The sequence below is a fragment of the Mesorhizobium sp. B2-4-15 genome (genome assembly GCF_006658505.1).
GTDB lineage: Bacteria > Pseudomonadota > Alphaproteobacteria > Rhizobiales > Rhizobiaceae > Mesorhizobium.
This window is the reverse complement of record NZ_VFUZ01000018.1, coordinates 1-15,533: the sequence shown is the minus strand read 5'-3', so window position 1 is coordinate 15,533 and position 15,533 is coordinate 1. Positions and strand designations below refer to the sequence as shown.

Sequence of the window (15,533 nt, the reverse complement as noted above, 5' to 3'; positions counted from 1 at the left end):
CGGGGGCATCATGCGTTGCGTTGGTTGTCGAGCGCGAAGGCTCCGGCACCGGCAAAGACCAGATAAAGGAAGATGAAGCAGAATGAGATCGCCGCGTCGCCGCTGTTGTTGACCGGGAAGAAGTCGCGCGGCATGTGCGCCGAGAAATAGGCGATTGCCATTTCGCCGGCCAGGAGGAACGCGACCGGGCGCGTGAACAGGCCAAGCGCCAGCAGGATGCCGCCGGCGAATTCAAGGATGCCGGCAGCGGTGGTCAGTCCGGTGAGGGCGTGGGCTTGGGCGCTTGCCGGGAAGTTGAACAGCTTCTGGCTGCCATGTTCGATGAACTGCAGCGCGGTCATGATGCGCAGCATGCCGAGCGCCTGCGGCTGGTATCTGGCAAGACCTTCGAAAAGCTTCATCTAGAACTCCGATTTGTCCCTCCCGGCCCGGCCATAAAGCATCCCCGATAGCCGGACCATTCACAACGTTCGCACCGATATCAATTGTCGGTGAGGAGGACATGATCGGGCAGACAAAGAAGGCGAAGCGGACCGATTGGTTCCACTGGTCATCTTGCTTCGTGGCGCTATAGTTGGCGCAAATCTCTCCCGATCCGCCATTCGGTCCTACGGAGCCCGCCATGAAGACACTCGTTTTTGGTTTCGCAGCCATGCTGGCGGCGACGACCGCCGTCATGGCCGAGGACGCGGGGTGTGAGGCCTTCAAATGGCCGGTGACGCGCGAACAGGCACTGTTTCCCGCGGCGCCAGCAATGCCGTCGGGGGCAACGCTGGCGGTCGGTGCGGCAGCGGATCTCGCACTGGTGCCGGTCGAGAAGGCCGGCTTCGCGATGCGGCCCGAGCATGCGCCGGCGCCGGGCACGTTTGGCGCCGTCGCAAGTGTGGCCGTGCCGCCCGAGGGGAGCATCCAGATAAGCCTGTCGGGCGAGGCCTGGATCGATGTCATCCAGGATGGCAAGGCCGTGAGATCGGCCGATTACAGCGGCGTCAAGACTTGCCCGGGTATCCGCAAGAGCGTGCGCTTCAAGCTCGCGGCCGGCCAGGCCACCCTCCAGTTCAGCGGTGCGAAGAAAGCTGATCTCAAGGTCGCCGTGCTGGCGCCGGAATAACTGGCGCCAGCCGGGACCGCCGTTCGTCGGCGACGTGATGAATGGCCGTCTGTCGTGCGAGCCGTCGCCGTTCCCCTAACGTCCCGGCGCCATCAGCGCGAAATGGGCGCCCTGCGGATCCTGGCACTGCACGATCCAGCTGCCGCCGGGCACATCCATCGGTCCCATCAGGACCTTGCCGCCATTGTCGGTCACGCGTTTGGCCGCCGCGTCGATGGCTGTCACGTTGAAATAGAACTGCCAGACCGGCACCGGAATCTGCTCCGGCTTGTTCATGATGCCGCCGCCGGATTCGGGGCCGGCCGTGAAGGTCTGATAGATGCCCATCGGCCCCATGTCGAAATCGCCGGCATTGGCCCAGCCGAACTGGCTGGAATAGAAGTCGAATGCGGCCTTCCAATCCGACGTGTAGAGCTCATGCCAGCCGATATGGCCAGGCGTCGCGGCCGGCACGACGGGTTGGTCCGGGCCGTTCGGCTGCAGGAACATGAAGGTCGCGCCTTGCGGATCGGCGACGACGGCGAAGCGGCCGACGCCTGGAATGTCGTCGGGCTGGCGATGAACGGTGCCGCCGGCTTTCTTAAGCGATGCCGTGGCGGCATCGATGTCCTTGGTATGGATATAACCCAGCCAGGCGGGCGGCATGCCCATCTTGGCCGCATCCTCGGGCATCGTCATCAGGCCGCCGACGCCACGCTCGCCGACATTCATGACGATGTAGCGCGGCATGCCGGGGGCCTTCTCAAAGGGCTGCGCCGTCCAGCCGACAACCTTGGTGTAGAATGCCTCGGCGGCGTCGAGGTCCGTGGTCATCAGCTCGTACCAGAAGAAGGGCATTGGGGATTTCGGCATTGTCGGTCTCCTCACCTTTATGCACCGATCGTGTTTCGATCCATCATAGGACGATCTTCGAGACGGAATCCGACAACTTTGCGCAAAGATGTGCCGTCGAGTAAGATGTTTCGTCCACGATGCTACGGGTCGCCCGATTTCAGCTGATAATATGAGTGAAAAAATCATGTTCTTATCGAAGTTTTTCAGCGACTTATCCAGAAAATTGACCAATTGATAAAAAAATAAAACGTGCTAGCCTTCCCCAAAACGAAAACATGGGGAACTGAAAATGCCAGAAGGCCAGTTCAAGGAAGGCATTGCCGGCGGACGGCTTGCGGCCGAGCAGTATGCCGACAATTTTTCCGACCTGCATCCACCGCTCGATCACCACGAGGCGCTGGTCGAATCCGACCGCTGCTATTTCTGCTACGACGCGCCATGCATGAATGCATGCCCGACCTCGATCGACATCCCGATGTTCATCCGTCAGATATCGACCGGCAACCCGATCGGGTCGGCCAAGACCATCTTCGACCAGAACATTCTTGGCGGCATGTGCGCCCGCGTTTGCCCGACCGAGACGCTGTGCGAGGAGGTCTGCGTTCGCGAAGTGGCGGAAGGCAAGCCGGTGCAGATCGGTCGGCTGCAGCGCTACGCCACCGATATCGCGATGGGCGAGAACAAGCAATTTTACAAGCGCGCCGAACCATCAGGAAAGACGGTTGCCGTTGTCGGCGCCGGCCCGGCCGGTCTTGCCGCCGCGCACCGGCTCGCCCGTCATGGCCATGACGTGACCATCCTGGAAGCGCGCCCGAAGGCCGGCGGCCTCAACGAATACGGCATCGCCGCCTATAAGAGCGTCGACAATTTCGCCCAGGCCGAGGTCGACTACGTTACCTCGATCGGCGGCATCGACACCCAGAACGGCAAGGCACTCGGCCGCGACTATCAGCTCTCCGACCTGATCCGCAATTATGATGCTGTGTTCCTCGGTATGGGGCTTGGCGGCGTCAACGCGCTGCGCGCCGATGGCGAGGATGCGGCCGGCGTCACCAATGCGGTGGAGTTCATCGCCGAACTGCGGCAGGCGAGCGATCTCTCGGGCCTGCCGGTTGGCCGTCGCGTCGTCGTCATCGGCGGCGGCATGACGGCGATCGACGCCGCCGTGCAATCGAAGCTGCTTGGCGCGGAAGAGGTGACCATCTGCTACCGGCGCGGCCAGGAGCACATGAACGCCTCCGAATTCGAACAGGATCTGGCCGCCGCCAACGGCGTCACCATCCGCCATTGGCTGCAGCCGAAGCGGGTGATTGCCGAGGGCGGCAAGGTGTCGGCCATCGAACTCGAATACACAGCGCTGAGTGGCGACAGGCTTGCCGGCACCGGCGAGACGCTGACGCTCGTCGCCGACCAGGTGTTCAAGGCCATCGGCCAGAGCTTTGTCCCGGCCGCCCTCAACGGCAGCAGTGCTGCGATCGACCTCGAAGCCGGCCGCATCAAGGTCGATGCGGAAGGGCGCACCTCGCTCGCCAAGGTCTGGGCCGGCGGCGACTGTATTTTTGGCGGCGATGACCTGACCGTCTCGGCCGTGGCGCAGGGGCGCGATGCGGCGGAGTCCATCCACCGGGCACTGACCTTTAACGGGAGGGCGTGAGCATGGCAGACATCCGCAACACTTTCGTCGGCATCAAATCGCCCAATCCGTTCTGGTTGGCCTCGGCGCCGCCGACGGACAAGGCCTATAATGTCATCCGCGCCTTCAAGGCCGGCTGGGGCGGTGTCGTCTGGAAGACGCTCGGCGAGGAAGGCCCGCCCGTCGTCAACGTCAACGGCCCGCGCTACGGCGCGATCTGGGGTGCGGACCGCCGTCTGCTCGGCCTCAACAATATCGAGCTGATCACCGACCGCGATTTGCAGACCAATCTGCGCGAGATGAAGCAGGTCAAGATGGACTGGCCCGACCGGGCACTGATCGCCTCGATCATGGTGCCTTGCGTCGAGGAAAGCTGGAAGTCCATCCTGCCTCTGGTCGAGGAGACCGGTGCCGACGGTATCGAGCTCAATTTCGGTTGCCCGCACGGCATGTCGGAGCGTGGCATGGGTGCCGCCGTCGGCCAGGTGCCGGAATATATCGAAATGGTGGTGCGCTGGTGCAAACAGTACACGCGCATGCCGGTCATCACCAAGCTGACGCCCAACATCACCGACGTCCGCAAGCCGGCGCGGGCGGCACATGCCGGCGGCACCGACGCGGTGTCGCTGATCAACACCATCAATTCGATCACTGGTGTCGACCTCGACAATTTCGCGCCGATGCCGACCATCGACGGCAAGGGATCGCATGGTGGTTATTGCGGTCCGGCGGTTAAGCCGATCGCCATGAACATGGTGGCCGAAATCGCGCGCGATCCCGAAACACGCGGCCTGCCGATCTCCGGCATCGGCGGCATCACCACCTGGCGCGATGCGGCCGAATTCATGGCGCTTGGCGCCGGCAATGTGCAAGTGTGCACGGCGGCGATGACCTACGGTTTCAAGATCGTGCAGGAGATGATCGCCGGTCTCGAAAACTGGATGGACGAGAAGGGCCACCGCTCGCTCGACGACATTATCGGCCGCGCCACGCCCAATGTCACCGACTGGCAATATCTCAACCTCAACTATGTCGCCAAGGCGCATATCGACCAGGATGCCTGCATCAAATGCGGCCGCTGCCACATCGCCTGTGAGGACACCTCGCACCAGGCGATCACCAGCATGGTCAACGGCGTCAGGCATTTCGAGGTGATCGAGGCCGAGTGCGTCGGCTGCAATCTGTGCGTCAATGTCTGCCCGGTCGACAACTGCATCACCATGGAGCCGCTGGCAGCCGGCGCGATGGATGAGCGGACGGGCAAGCCGGTGTCGCCGGTCTACGCCAACTGGACCACGCACCCGAACAACCCGATGGCCAAGGTGGCAGCGGAGTAGCGGCTGGTCGTAACGTCGGTTGAGTTCAGTCGCCCCCGTGTTTTGAACGGGGCGGTTCTATTTGGCGCAATGCTTCAATTCACGGGTTGGCGCCGCCCCTCATTGTCCTGCCGGACATTTCTCCCCGTATAGAAACGGGGAGAAAGGGCTGGCCGCGACGCCAGCTCCTCTTCCTCAACGTCGGAGATTGGCGAAAGCTCTCACGACAGCACCCCTCTCCTCGTCTCTATATGGGGAGAGGATGCCGGCAGGCAGGTGAGGGGCAGCGCCAGCGCCGAATTGGAAGGCGTCTTGGCACGACAACGGGTCTTCGTTCTCCAAGAAAACCTCTCTCAAAAATCAGGCTCCTACGATTCTCCTATTGCAGATAAAATATATCGAGGATAATTATATCGACGAATTTGGAGACCGACAATGAAGCTTGGCGAGGGCGTTGAGGCGGCCATCCACTGCGCGGCCACGCTGGCGGGCGTCGAAGGCAACAGCACCATTCCAGGCGCCGCGCTGGCAGAATCCTTTGGCCTCTCGCCGAGCTATCTCCTGAAGCATCTCAACATGCTGACTTCATCCGGCATCCTGGAATCGGTGCCAGGGCCAACCGGCGGTTACCGGCTGGCGCGGCCGGCTGAACGCATCACCCTGCTCGATATCGTGCTGGCGGTCGAAGGGCGCGAGCCGGCTTTCCGCTGCGGCGAAATCCGCCGCAATGGTCCGGTCAAGCTCGATGCCTCGGCCTATGTCAAACCCTGCGGCATCAACGCCGCGATGCTGAAGGCGGAGAGGGCCTATCGGGCCGCGCTTGCCGAGACCAAGCTGTCCGACGTCGTGGCCAATTTCGCCGAGGAAGGCGATCCCCGGTCGATTGCAGCGAGCTGCGCTTTCGTTGAGCGCCACCAGCGGCCGCAGAAATCCGGTTCAACCAAGCAAATCTAAAACCCAGTCGATGTGAAAGGACAACACGATGAAACAGAGGATACAGTTCTTCGCCAAGGCGCCGGAGGTCATGAAGGCGGTGATGGCGCTCAACAAGGCGGTCGACGAATGCGGGTTGGAGGTGAGCCTGCTGCACCTGATCAAGCTCAGGGCCTCGCAGATCAATGGCTGCTCGTTCTGCGTCGAGATGCACAGCCGCGAGGCTCGCCGTGACGGCGAGACCGAGCCGCGGCTCTATCTGGTCTCGGCCTGGAAGGAATCGCCACTGTTTTCCGAGCGCGAACGCGCGGCCTTGGCCTGGACCGAGGCGGTGACGCTGATCGCCAACAATGGTGTTTCGGACGAACTCTATGCCAGCACGCTCGAGCATTTCTCGGAAGAGGAACTGGTCAAGCTGTCGGTCGCGCTCGGCATGATCAACACCTGGAACCGGCTTTGCATTCCGTTCCACGCCATTCATCCGATGCCGGCCGCCAAGACTGCCTGATTGCCCCCATTGCCCGGGGGCGCCGCCAAGGCGGCGGCGCTCCAGCTGTTTGAAGGAAGCGGTCGATGCAGCCGGTTTCCGGGGGACCATCAAGGCCCTGACACCGGGCAGCGCATGAACGGCTTCAGCGGCAATGTCGCGCTGAGCGGGGCCTGACGCTTCATAGGGCAATACTTCCGAGCGGGCCGGGGAACTCGGCGCAATCGACGCCACCCGTGTTAATCGCTCCGTTGCGATTATCCTGTATGAAATCGTGGGTTCACGAGTGGAGCGGGCATGGAGCAAGGCTGGACCGCATTCTGGGCACGCGTTTCGGAGATCTTCCATCAGGCGCTGTTTCCGTTCCGCGCGATCGCGGAAGCCGTTGGCTGGCATCCAAGCGACTTACAGATCTGGTGCTTCCTGTGCGGCGTCTTCTTCCTGGCGCCCATCGGCGTGCAGAGCTATGGCGGTTTTGTCCTCAAGCGGCGTGGCATCTTTGCCACCGGCAAGGTGGTGGACATCGATAAGTCTGGCGAATATTCGGACAACCCGATCATAGAATTCGCCGATCGCTCCGGACGAACCTGGCGTTTCGAGTCCTATCTGCCGGTTAATGGCAGGACACGGTCTATCGGTGCCGCGGTCGACGTCATCTACGATCCTCTGCACCCTAAGCGAGCCCGGGAGATGGGCCGCCCCGTCATGAAAGCAGTCCACCTCGCAGTCGGTTACGCAATTGTCGCCGGGCTGCTGCTGTTCGCCTTCTGGCCCGGCCTGATCTCCAACTGATCCCGCCGCAGTGCCGCAGCCTATCCGTCAAAGGACGACCAGGATCCTCTCGGCCTCCTTCCCACTTTGATCATAGCACTGAACAAACACACAGGATCCTCGGGTCTGCGCTGCGTCGCTTCGCTCCTTGCTCCGCCCGTGGATGACGAAATGATGAATGCCCCGGCCAATCCTTCCGGTCGGTAACAACCAAATCACCGGTAAGTCGGTGACTGGTGAGTTGGTCTCGCCTGCTAGGCCGTTCTGATGTCCCTAGCCCTTCGGCTTCAGCCCATCGAGGAACAACTGTTCCAGAAAGCGCGCCGCGTCCTCGAAGCGGCCGTCGCCGCCGCGGTTCGGCCCCAGCACGGCGCGGACCTGGACGTCGAAATCGGCGTAGTGCTGCGTCGTCGCCCAGATCGAGAAGATCAGGTGCCAGGGGTCGGTTCGGGCGATCTTGCCGGCACGCATCCAGCCCTTGATGACGGCGGCCTTCTCGTCGACCAATGTCTTCAGTTCACCCGCCAGCAGCGGCATGATGCGCGGCGCGCCTTGCAGGATCTCGTTGGCGAACAGCCGGCTTTCGCGGGGAAAATCGCGCGCCATTTCGAGCTTGCGCCTGATGTAGCTGCGCAATTCGGTCATGGGATCGCCGATGTCGTCGAGTTCCCTGAGCGGCGCCAGCCAGGTGTCGAGCAGGCGCTGCATCAAAGTCTCGTGAATGTCTTCCTTGCGGCGGAAATAATAGAGCAGGTTGGGCTTCGACATGCCGGCGGCTTCAGCGATCTGGTCGATGGTCGAGCCGCGGAAGCCGTTGGTGGAGAACACCTCGAGCGCTGCCTCCAGGATCAGTTCGCGCTTTTCCTGCTGGATGCGGGTGCGGCGAGGGGCTTCCGTGCCGGTGTTCACCGTTGCGGATCCCCGCGTTGGCGTCTGTCTGGACCAATTCTCTGGACCAGTTTTTCCCCAGCCTGTGGAACGCACTTCAGGAGCCGCATTTCCGCTAGTAATCCCTTGACCGCCGACAGGGCGGTGCTAACGTTTGTCCAATCGGTCAAAAATTTGCGTAGCACGAAAGCGCGGCAAAGACCAAGCGTTGGACGCACCGAAACAGGTTACAAGGGGAAGTCTTGGTCATGTCCAACCGGCTGAAAGTCACGCCGAACGATCTCAGCGCATTCTGGATGCCGTTCACGGCAAACCGGCAGTTCAAGCAGGCGCCACGCATGTTCGTGTCCGCCAAGGATATGCATTACACGACCAGCGATGGCCGCAAGGTGCTGGACGGCACCGCCGGCCTCTGGTGTGTCAATGCCGGCCACTGCCGTCCGAAGATCACCGAGGCGATCCAGCACCAGGCCGCCGAGCTCGACTACGCGCCGGCCTTCCAGATGGGCCATCCTATCGTGTTCGAACTGGCGAACCGTCTGGTCGACATCGCGCCCAAGGGCATGGACCATGTGTTCTTCACCAATTCCGGTTCGGAATCGGTCGAGACGGCGCTGAAGATGGCGATCGCCTATCACCGCGTGAAGGGCGAGGGCTCGCGCACCCGTCTGATCGGCCGCGAGCGCGGTTATCATGGCGTCAATTTCGGCGGCATCTCGGTCGGCGGCATCGTCTCCAACCGCAAGATGTTCGGCACGCTGCTTGGCGGCGTCGACCACATGCCGCACACGCATCTGCCCGAGAAGAACGCCTTCTCCAGGGGCGTGCCGGAATATGGCGCGGAGCTCGCCAACGAGCTGGAGCGCATCGTCGCCCTGCATGACGCCTCGACCATCGCCGCCGTCATCGTCGAGCCGGTCGCTGGTTCCACCGGCGTCATCCTGCCTCCCAAGGGCTATCTGCAGAAGCTTCGCGAAATTTGTACCAAGCACGGCATCCTGTTGATCTTCGACGAGGTCATCACCGGTTTCGGCCGTCTCGGCGCGCCGTTCGGCGCCGATTATTTCGGCGTCACGCCCGACATCATGACCACCGCCAAGGGTGTCTCCAACGGCGTCATCCCGATGGGCGCGGTGTTCGTGAAGAAGGAAATCCACGACGCCTTCATGACCGGCCCCGAGCACATGATCGAGTTCTTCCACGGCTACACCTATTCGGGCAATCCGGTTGCTTGCGCCGCCGCACTCGGCACGCTCGACACCTACAAGGAAGAAGGCCTGCTGACCCGTGGCGAGGAACTGGCGCCCTATTGGGAGGACGCGCTGCATTCGCTGAAGGGCGAGCCGCATGTCATCGATATCCGGAACATCGGCCTGATCGGCGCGATCGAACTGGCGCCGATCGCCGGCCAGCCGACCAAGCGTGCCTTCTCGGCCTTCGTCAAGGCGTTCGAACGCGGCGCGCTGATCCGCACCACCGGCGACATCATCGCGCTGTCGCCGCCGCTGATCATCACCAAGGGCCAGATCAACGAACTGATCGACCATGTGCGTGAAGTGCTGAGGTCTATCGATTGAAGAACTGGGCGCAGATATCCCTCCCCCTCGAGGGGAGGGTGGCCGCGAAGCGGCCGGGTGGGGTCAGCGCGGCAGTGCGCCGACCTGATCTTTTGCAGCGAGGCGGCCACTGATGCCCCGTACCCGCGTGAGCTTCGAAATGCGCCAGAAGGCGCGCGCGCTTCGAGTTCACGCGACCAAGGGTGAATCTCTCCTTTGGTATGAGTTGCGTGAGCTGAAATCGGCAGGCATCAAATTCCGGCGCCAGTGCCCGTTTGGGCCTTACATCGTTGACCTTGCCTGCCTTTCCGTGAAGCTGATCGTTGAAGTCGACGGTGATCTTCACGAGTACGAGAAGGGCAAACGGCACGATGCTGTCCGTGACGCCTATCTGCATTCGCTCGGGTTTGACGTCTTTCGCGTCGACGAGCCTGATGTCATAAACAGCGCTTGGCACGTCGCGCAGGTGGTCAAGGAAAAGGTCGAGCGCATGAGCGGCGACCCCACCCGACCGCTTCGCGGCCACCCTCCCCTCGAGGGGGAGGGGGACGCCGCGCAATCGATGGGGTTTTGAATGGCCGCACCCGGCGAGAATCTGCGAATCAATTCAGACCGTTTGTGGGATTCCATCATGGAGATGGCGAAGATCGGCCCCGGCATTGCCGGCGGCAACAATCGCCAGACCGTGACCGACGAGGATGGCGAGGGTCGGCATCTGTTCAAGCGCTGGTGCGATGCCGCAGGGCTCGAAATGGGCGTCGACGAGATGGGCACCATGTTCGCCCGCCGCGAGGGCACCGACCCCGACCTGCCGCCGGTCTATGTCGGCAGCCATCTCGACACGCAGCCGACCGGCGGCAAGTATGACGGCGTTCTTGGCGTTCTCGGCGGGCTGGAGGTCGTGCGCTCGCTCAACGACCTCGGCATCAAAACCAAACATCCGATCGTCGTTACCAACTGGACCAACGAGGAAGGTGCGCGCTTCGCACCGGCGATGATGGCCTCCGGCGTGTTCGCCGGCGTGCTCGAACAGGCCGACGTCTACGAGCATACGGACAAGAACGGCAAGAAATTCGGCGAAGAACTGGAGCGCATCGGCTGGAGGGGCACCGAGAAGGTCGGCGACCGCAAGATTCACGCCTTCTTCGAGCTGCATATCGAACAAGGCCCGATCCTAGAGGACGAAGGCATCGACATCGGCGTCGTCACCCACGGCCAGGGCCTGAAATGGCTGCAGGTGACGCTGACCGGCAAGGAGGCGCATACCGGCTCGACGCCAATGCCGAAGCGCCGCAATGCCGGGCTCGGCATGGCTCGCGTGATCGAACTGGTGCACGAGATCGCCATGGACTACCAGCCCGACGCCGTCGGCGCCGTCGGCCATATGGAAGTCTACCCCAACTCGCGCAACATCATTGCCGGGCGCACAGTCTTCACCATCGACATCCGCTCGCCGGAGAAGGAAGTGCTCGACGCCATGGACGGTCGCATCCGCGAAGGCATCGACACGATCTGCGACGCGCTCGATATCAAATACAAGATAGAGCAGGTCGGGCATTTCGATCCGGTGACCTTCGACAAGGGCTGCGTCAAGGCGATCCGCGATGCCGCCGAGCGCCTCGGCTACACGCACCGCAACATCGTCTCGGGTGCGGGCCACGATGCCTGCTGGATCAACCGCGTGGCGCCCACCGCCATGGTGATGTGTCCCTGCGTCGATGGCCTCAGCCACAACGAGGCGGAGGAAATCACCAAGGAATGGGCCGCCGCCGGCGCCGACGTGCTGTTCCACGCGGTGGTGGAGACGGCGGTGATTGTCGAATGAGATGTCGGCGCTGTACCCCCACCCCTAACCCCTCCCCACAAGGGGGAGGGGGACCGTCCTCGCCGGGGTATTTTCCTGTACCACGAAGCTTTTGCGGTTGCGTAATGATGGCGCTATCCCAAGCCTCCCTCCCCCTTGTGGGGAGGGATTGAGGGTGGGGGTACTCGCCTTGGCACCGACCGCGATCGACCCTGCTGCCATAAAACGTGCCAGGGCGTTGCGCCGGAATATGACGGAAGGCGAGCGTAAACTCTGGTCCGAGCTAAAGGAGTTCCGTCGGCTCTATGGTCTGCATGCCAGGAAACAGGCGCCAATCGGCCCTTACATTGTGGACTTCGTTCTCCACGAGAGTTTGGTCATCGAGGTGGATGGACAGCACCATTTTGCACCGGAGCAGATGGAGAAGGACCGGATACGTGATGGCTGGCTGAGTACGCAAGGCTATCGCGTGCTGAGGTTTTCGACAGGTGAATTGGCGGAATCGTTCGACGGGTGCGTGGAAGAGATATTGCGGAAAGTCGGAGTCATGTAGCGTCCATTCCAATGGGGATGACGCTGATCCAGGTGGTCGGCTGATCGAGAATAGAAGCAAAGCGCTCTAAAAGAAGCGCAGCAAAACAAGGGAACAAAAATGACCAAAGTCATCAGGAACGGCACCATCGTCACGGCCGACCGCACATGGAAGGCCGATGTGCTGATGCAGCATGGCAAGATTGTCGCCATCGGCTCCAATCTGCACGGCGATCACGAATTCGACGCCACCGGCTGCTATGTGATGCCCGGCGGCATCGATCCGCATACCCATCTGGAAATGCCGTTCATGGGCACCTATTCGGCCGACGATTTCGAATCCGGCACGCGCGCGGCACTGGCCGGCGGCACCACCATGGTGGTCGATTTCTGCCTGCCGGCGCCGCAGCAGTCGCTGCTCGAAGCCTTGCAGATGTGGGACAACAAGACCTCCGGGGCCTCCTGCGATTACTCCTTCCACATGGCGATCACCTGGTGGGGCAAGCAGGTGTTCGACGAGATGGCCATCGTCGTCGACAAGGGCATCACTTCGTTCAAGCACTTCATGGCCTATAAGGGCGCGCTGATGGTGGATGACGACGAGATGTATGCGTCGTTCCAGCGTTGCGCCGATCTTGGCGCGCTGCCGCTGGTGCATGCCGAGAACGGCGATGTGGTTGCGGCCCTGTCGCAGAAGCTGCTCGCCGCCGGCAATAACGGCCCGGAAGGTCACGCCTATTCGCGTCCGCCGGAAGTGGAGGGCGAGGCCACAAATCGCGCGATCATGATCGCCGACATGGCGGGCGTGCCGCTCTATGTCGTGCATGTCTCCTGCGAGCAGAGCCACGAGGCGATCCGCCGCGCCCGCCAGAAGGGCATGCGTGTGTTCGGCGAGCCGCTGATCCAGCATCTGACGCTGGATGAGAGCGAGTATTTCGACAAGGATTGGGACCATGCGGCGCGCCGCGTAATGAGCCCGCCCTTCCGCAACAAGCTGCACCAGGATTCGCTGTGGGCCGGCCTGCAGGCGGGCTCGCTGCAGGTGGTGGCGACCGACCATTGCGCCTTCACCACCAAGCAGAAGCGCTTCGGCGTCGGCGATTTCACCAAGATCCCCAACGGCACCGGCGGGCTCGAGGACCGCATGCCGGTGCTGTGGACCAAGGGCGTCAACACCGGGCGGCTGACGATGAACGAGTTCGTCGCGGTGACCTCGACCAACATCGCCAAGATCCTCAACATGTATCCGAAGAAGGGCGCCATCGTCGAAGGCGCGGATGCCGATATCATCGTCTGGGATCCGAAGCGCAAGAAGACGATTTCTTCGAAGAAGCAGCAGTCGGTCATCGATTACAACGTGTTCGAGGGCGTCGAGGTGACCGGCCTCCCTCGTTTCGTCTTCTCGCGCGGCGAACTGTCGATCCAGGAGGCCGAGGTCAAGGCGAAGCCTGGGCATGGCGAATTCGTCGGCCGCGAGCCGAATGCGGCGGTCAACCGCGCGCTGTCGACATGGAAAGAGATCACCGCGCCGCGCAAGGTCGAGCGGACAGGCATTCCGGCGACCGGGGTTTGAGGTGAGGCACGCGGGACATTTTCCCACCGCTGTTTTTGTTCTGCTTGCCGGCTCCGCTTCGGCTGCCGGCATCGACCTGTCCAAGCCGTACGGCAACAAGTCCGGCTGCATCAACAAGAACGGCCAGGAAGTCTATGCCGAGGACATGCTGCTGCTGACCAGCGAGGCATTCGTCACTGTGGCGAGCGCTTGCACCTTTACCGAAAAGAAGGCCCAGGCCGACGGCTCGCTGACGGTCAAGGCTGACTGTGAAGCCGAAGGCGAGGAGGGAAAGTCGCCCGCCACCTTCACCATCAAACACAGCGCCAAGAATGCCGGGAAATTGGTGATCGCTGATGAGGAAGGCACCGTATACGGGGAAGTGTCTCGGTGCAGATGATTGCCGACGTCGGCGCCGCCCCTCATCTGCCTGCCGGCATCTTCTCCCTGTATAGAGACGGGGAGAAGGGGGCTGAGTGCGATCTCGGTGCTCTTTCTGGCAACGCAGGCTATTGGCGAAATCCTTCGCGACGGCGTCCATCTCCCCGTCTCTATACGGGGAGAAGTGCCCGGCAGGGCGATGAGGGGCGGCGCGGACCTGAAGCTATTGAGCGTCGGCCGCCTAACCCGCCAATAACGGCCTCACGCAACCAGGGCATCGAGCTCGGGCAGCAGGACGACGCTTTCCTGTTCGTTGGGGTCGGTGCGGGCAATGACGGCCGAAGAGGGAGCGTTGCTCAGATTGGCCGGCAGATGCGGCACACCAGCCGGGATGTAGAAGAGGTCGCCGGCCTTGACGACGATGTGGTGCTCGAGCCGGTCGCCATACCAGGTGTGGACCTCTCCGGAGAGCACATAGATCGCGGTTTCATGGTTCTCGTGCAGATGCGCCTTGGCGCGCGCGCCGGGCGGCATGGTGAGCACGTGCATGCAGATACCGGAGGAGCCGACCGATTCCGTGGCAATACCGGCGAAATAGGTCAATCCCTGCTTGCCTTCATAAGTGCTTTCAGGGCGGATAAGATGGCATGTCGGTTTGGGCGACATCGGGAAAACTCCGGGCGTCAATCGAGTGGGACAAATTCAATGGCGAGTGGGACAAATTCAATGGGACTGGGCGAGTGGAAAACAACATCGCGATAAAAGCAATCGGAATCCCGCCGCAGGGACAGGACAAGGCAGGCACCCGCCGATGACTGGGATTTCGCCAGCCGTCGTCGCGGCAAGCAAACTTGGCCTCACTTTCCAGACCAATGACGGGCCGGTGCAGGCGCTGTCCAATGTCGATCTCACCATCGGCAAGGGTGAGTTCGTCTCTTTCATCGGCCCATCGGGTTGCGGCAAGACCACCCTGCTGCGCGTCATTGCCGACCTGGAGAAGCCGACGTCCGGGACGATATCGGTCAACGGCATGACAGCGGAACAGGCGCGCGAGAAGCGCGCCTACGGGTATGTCTTCCAGGCCGCCGCACTGTTTCCGTGGCGCAGCATCGAGCGCAATGTCGCGCTGCCGCTGGAGATCATGGGCCTGTCCAGGGCGGAGCAGGTGGAACGGATCAAGCGCACGCTCGATCTCGTCAACCTTTCGGGCTTCGAGAAGAAATATCCCTGGCAGCTTTCCGGCGGCATGCAGCAGCGCGCCTCGATCGCCCGTGCGCTGGCCTTTGACGCCGACCTCTTGTTGATGGACGAACCGTTCGGCGCGCTGGACGAGATCGTGCGCGACCATCTCAACGAGCAGTTGCTGCAATTGTGGGGGCGAACGAACAAGACCATCTGCTTCGTCACCCACTCCATTCCGGAAGCGGTGTATCTGTCGACGCGCATCATCGTCATGTCGCCGCGCCCGGGCCGCGTCAGCGACATCATCGAATCGACACTGCCGAGGAAGCGCCCGCTCGACATCCGCGAGAGCCCGGAGTTTTTGGCGATCGCGGCGCGGGTACGCGATGGGCTCAGGGCAGGGCACAGCTATGATGATTGAGCGAGCGGTCAATAGCGCCTTCGTCATCCTAGGGCGGAGCAGGCGCGAAGCCGCCTGCGCAGACCCTAGGATCCATGCCGTGACGTCGATCGAGGGGTGTGAGCGGTCGAGAATGTTCGCCTTCCGAGGCGCG

General features: G+C 62.2%; 17 protein-coding genes. 13 read left to right on the top strand and 4 right to left on the bottom strand.

The genetic code is table 11. From position 1 onward, the window contains the following. Window positions 1-8: 8 nt before the first annotated feature. The gene (locus FJ930_RS20555; protein WP_141839887.1) at window positions 9-401 is read right to left on the bottom strand and encodes a DoxX family protein; all 393 of its coding nucleotides are present in this window, start codon (window positions 399-401) and stop codon (window positions 9-11) included. A 221-nt stretch (window positions 402-622) separates the two neighbouring features. Between FJ930_RS20555 and FJ930_RS20550 the strand changes: the two genes are divergently transcribed. Beyond that, a complete protein-coding gene (locus FJ930_RS20550) occupies window positions 623-1,111 on the top strand; it encodes a hypothetical protein (protein WP_141839886.1) in 489 nt (162 codons plus the stop codon). Window positions 1,112-1,186: 75 nt separating this feature from the next. Here the strand turns inward: FJ930_RS20550 and FJ930_RS20545 are convergent, their stop codons facing one another. Beyond that, a complete protein-coding gene (locus FJ930_RS20545) occupies window positions 1,187-1,963 on the bottom strand; it encodes a VOC family protein (RefSeq protein WP_141839885.1) in 777 nt (258 codons plus the stop codon). Between the two features lie 271 nt (window positions 1,964-2,234). Here FJ930_RS20545 and FJ930_RS20540 point away from each other — a divergent pair, with 271 nt between their 5' ends. From FJ930_RS20540 to FJ930_RS20515, 5 genes are all read left to right on the top strand, one after another. After that, entirely contained in the window at window positions 2,235-3,599 is a 1,365-nt protein-coding gene (locus FJ930_RS20540) for an NAD(P)-dependent oxidoreductase (RefSeq protein WP_141839884.1), read from the top strand. Between the two features lie 2 nt (window positions 3,600-3,601). Continuing rightward, entirely contained in the window at window positions 3,602-4,915 is a 1,314-nt protein-coding gene (gene preA, locus FJ930_RS20535) for an NAD-dependent dihydropyrimidine dehydrogenase subunit PreA (protein ID WP_141839883.1), read from the top strand. 414 nt (window positions 4,916-5,329) lie between these two features. Further along, window positions 5,330-5,848, top strand: a complete 519-nt coding sequence (locus FJ930_RS20525) for an Rrf2 family transcriptional regulator (RefSeq protein WP_141839882.1) — start codon at window positions 5,330-5,332, stop codon at window positions 5,846-5,848. 28 nt (window positions 5,849-5,876) lie between these two features. After that, complete coding sequence (locus tag FJ930_RS20520; protein ID WP_141839881.1) at window positions 5,877-6,335, top strand: carboxymuconolactone decarboxylase family protein; 459 nt, start codon at window positions 5,877-5,879, stop codon at window positions 6,333-6,335. A gap of 276 nt (window positions 6,336-6,611) precedes the next feature. Beyond that, entirely contained in the window at window positions 6,612-7,106 is a 495-nt protein-coding gene (locus FJ930_RS20515; protein WP_141839880.1) for a DUF3592 domain-containing protein, read from the top strand. Window positions 7,107-7,358: 252 nt separating this feature from the next. Here the strand turns inward: FJ930_RS20515 and FJ930_RS20510 are convergent, their stop codons facing one another. Beyond that, a complete protein-coding gene (locus tag FJ930_RS20510; RefSeq protein ID WP_027051045.1) occupies window positions 7,359-7,994 on the bottom strand; it encodes a TetR family transcriptional regulator C-terminal domain-containing protein in 636 nt (211 codons plus the stop codon). Window positions 7,995-8,221: 227 nt separating this feature from the next. Between FJ930_RS20510 and FJ930_RS20505 the strand changes: the two genes are divergently transcribed. From FJ930_RS20505 to FJ930_RS20480, 6 genes are all read left to right on the top strand, one after another. Further along, complete coding sequence (locus FJ930_RS20505) at window positions 8,222-9,550, top strand: aspartate aminotransferase family protein (protein WP_141839879.1); 1,329 nt, start codon at window positions 8,222-8,224, stop codon at window positions 9,548-9,550. Between the two features lie 112 nt (window positions 9,551-9,662). Beyond that, window positions 9,663-10,103, top strand: coding sequence for an endonuclease domain-containing protein (locus tag FJ930_RS20500; RefSeq protein WP_141839878.1), 441 nt, complete (start codon window positions 9,663-9,665; stop codon window positions 10,101-10,103). Then, window positions 10,104-11,354, top strand: a complete 1,251-nt coding sequence (locus FJ930_RS20495) for a Zn-dependent hydrolase (RefSeq protein WP_141839877.1) — start codon at window positions 10,104-10,106, stop codon at window positions 11,352-11,354. A gap of 154 nt (window positions 11,355-11,508) precedes the next feature. After that, window positions 11,509-11,886, top strand: coding sequence for a DUF559 domain-containing protein (locus tag FJ930_RS20490; RefSeq protein WP_246676965.1), 378 nt, complete (start codon window positions 11,509-11,511; stop codon window positions 11,884-11,886). A gap of 99 nt (window positions 11,887-11,985) precedes the next feature. After that, the gene (hydA, locus tag FJ930_RS20485; RefSeq protein WP_141839876.1) at window positions 11,986-13,437 is read left to right on the top strand and encodes a dihydropyrimidinase; all 1,452 of its coding nucleotides are present in this window, start codon (window positions 11,986-11,988) and stop codon (window positions 13,435-13,437) included. A 1-nt stretch (window position 13,438) separates the two neighbouring features. Further along, complete coding sequence (locus FJ930_RS20480; RefSeq protein WP_181763432.1) at window positions 13,439-13,816, top strand: hypothetical protein; 378 nt, start codon at window positions 13,439-13,441, stop codon at window positions 13,814-13,816. 242 nt (window positions 13,817-14,058) lie between these two features. On the opposite strand, the gene FJ930_RS20470 is transcribed toward FJ930_RS20480, so the two are convergent. Next, window positions 14,059-14,463, bottom strand: a complete 405-nt coding sequence (locus FJ930_RS20470; RefSeq protein WP_015317160.1) for a cupin domain-containing protein — start codon at window positions 14,461-14,463, stop codon at window positions 14,059-14,061. Window positions 14,464-14,608: 145 nt separating this feature from the next. On the opposite strand from FJ930_RS20470, the gene FJ930_RS20465 reads away from it, so the two are divergent. Continuing rightward, the gene (locus FJ930_RS20465; RefSeq protein WP_141839875.1) at window positions 14,609-15,400 is read left to right on the top strand and encodes an ABC transporter ATP-binding protein; all 792 of its coding nucleotides are present in this window, start codon (window positions 14,609-14,611) and stop codon (window positions 15,398-15,400) included. The last annotated feature ends 133 nt before the right edge of the window (window positions 15,401-15,533 follow it).

Coding starts and splice junctions, on each gene's coding strand:
- FJ930_RS20555 (WP_141839887.1), bottom strand. CDS start 401: ATGAAGCTTTTCGAAGGTCTTGCCAGATACCAGCCGCAGGCGCTCGGC.
- FJ930_RS20550 (WP_141839886.1), top strand. CDS start 623: ATGAAGACACTCGTTTTTGGTTTCGCAGCCATGCTGGCGGCGACGACC.
- FJ930_RS20545 (WP_141839885.1), bottom strand. CDS start 1,963: ATGCCGAAATCCCCAATGCCCTTCTTCTGGTACGAGCTGATGACCACG.
- FJ930_RS20540 (WP_141839884.1), top strand. CDS start 2,235: ATGCCAGAAGGCCAGTTCAAGGAAGGCATTGCCGGCGGACGGCTTGCG.
- preA (WP_141839883.1), top strand. CDS start 3,602: ATGGCAGACATCCGCAACACTTTCGTCGGCATCAAATCGCCCAATCCG.
- FJ930_RS20525 (WP_141839882.1), top strand. CDS start 5,330: ATGAAGCTTGGCGAGGGCGTTGAGGCGGCCATCCACTGCGCGGCCACG.
- FJ930_RS20520 (WP_141839881.1), top strand. CDS start 5,877: ATGAAACAGAGGATACAGTTCTTCGCCAAGGCGCCGGAGGTCATGAAG.
- FJ930_RS20515 (WP_141839880.1), top strand. CDS start 6,612: ATGGAGCAAGGCTGGACCGCATTCTGGGCACGCGTTTCGGAGATCTTC.
- FJ930_RS20505 (WP_141839879.1), top strand. CDS start 8,222: ATGTCCAACCGGCTGAAAGTCACGCCGAACGATCTCAGCGCATTCTGG.
- FJ930_RS20500 (WP_141839878.1), top strand. CDS start 9,663: ATGCCCCGTACCCGCGTGAGCTTCGAAATGCGCCAGAAGGCGCGCGCG.
- FJ930_RS20495 (WP_141839877.1), top strand. CDS start 10,104: ATGGCCGCACCCGGCGAGAATCTGCGAATCAATTCAGACCGTTTGTGG.
- hydA (WP_141839876.1), top strand. CDS start 11,986: ATGACCAAAGTCATCAGGAACGGCACCATCGTCACGGCCGACCGCACA.
- FJ930_RS20470 (WP_015317160.1), bottom strand. CDS start 14,463: ATGTCGCCCAAACCGACATGCCATCTTATCCGCCCTGAAAGCACTTAT.
- FJ930_RS20465 (WP_141839875.1), top strand. CDS start 14,609: ATGACTGGGATTTCGCCAGCCGTCGTCGCGGCAAGCAAACTTGGCCTC.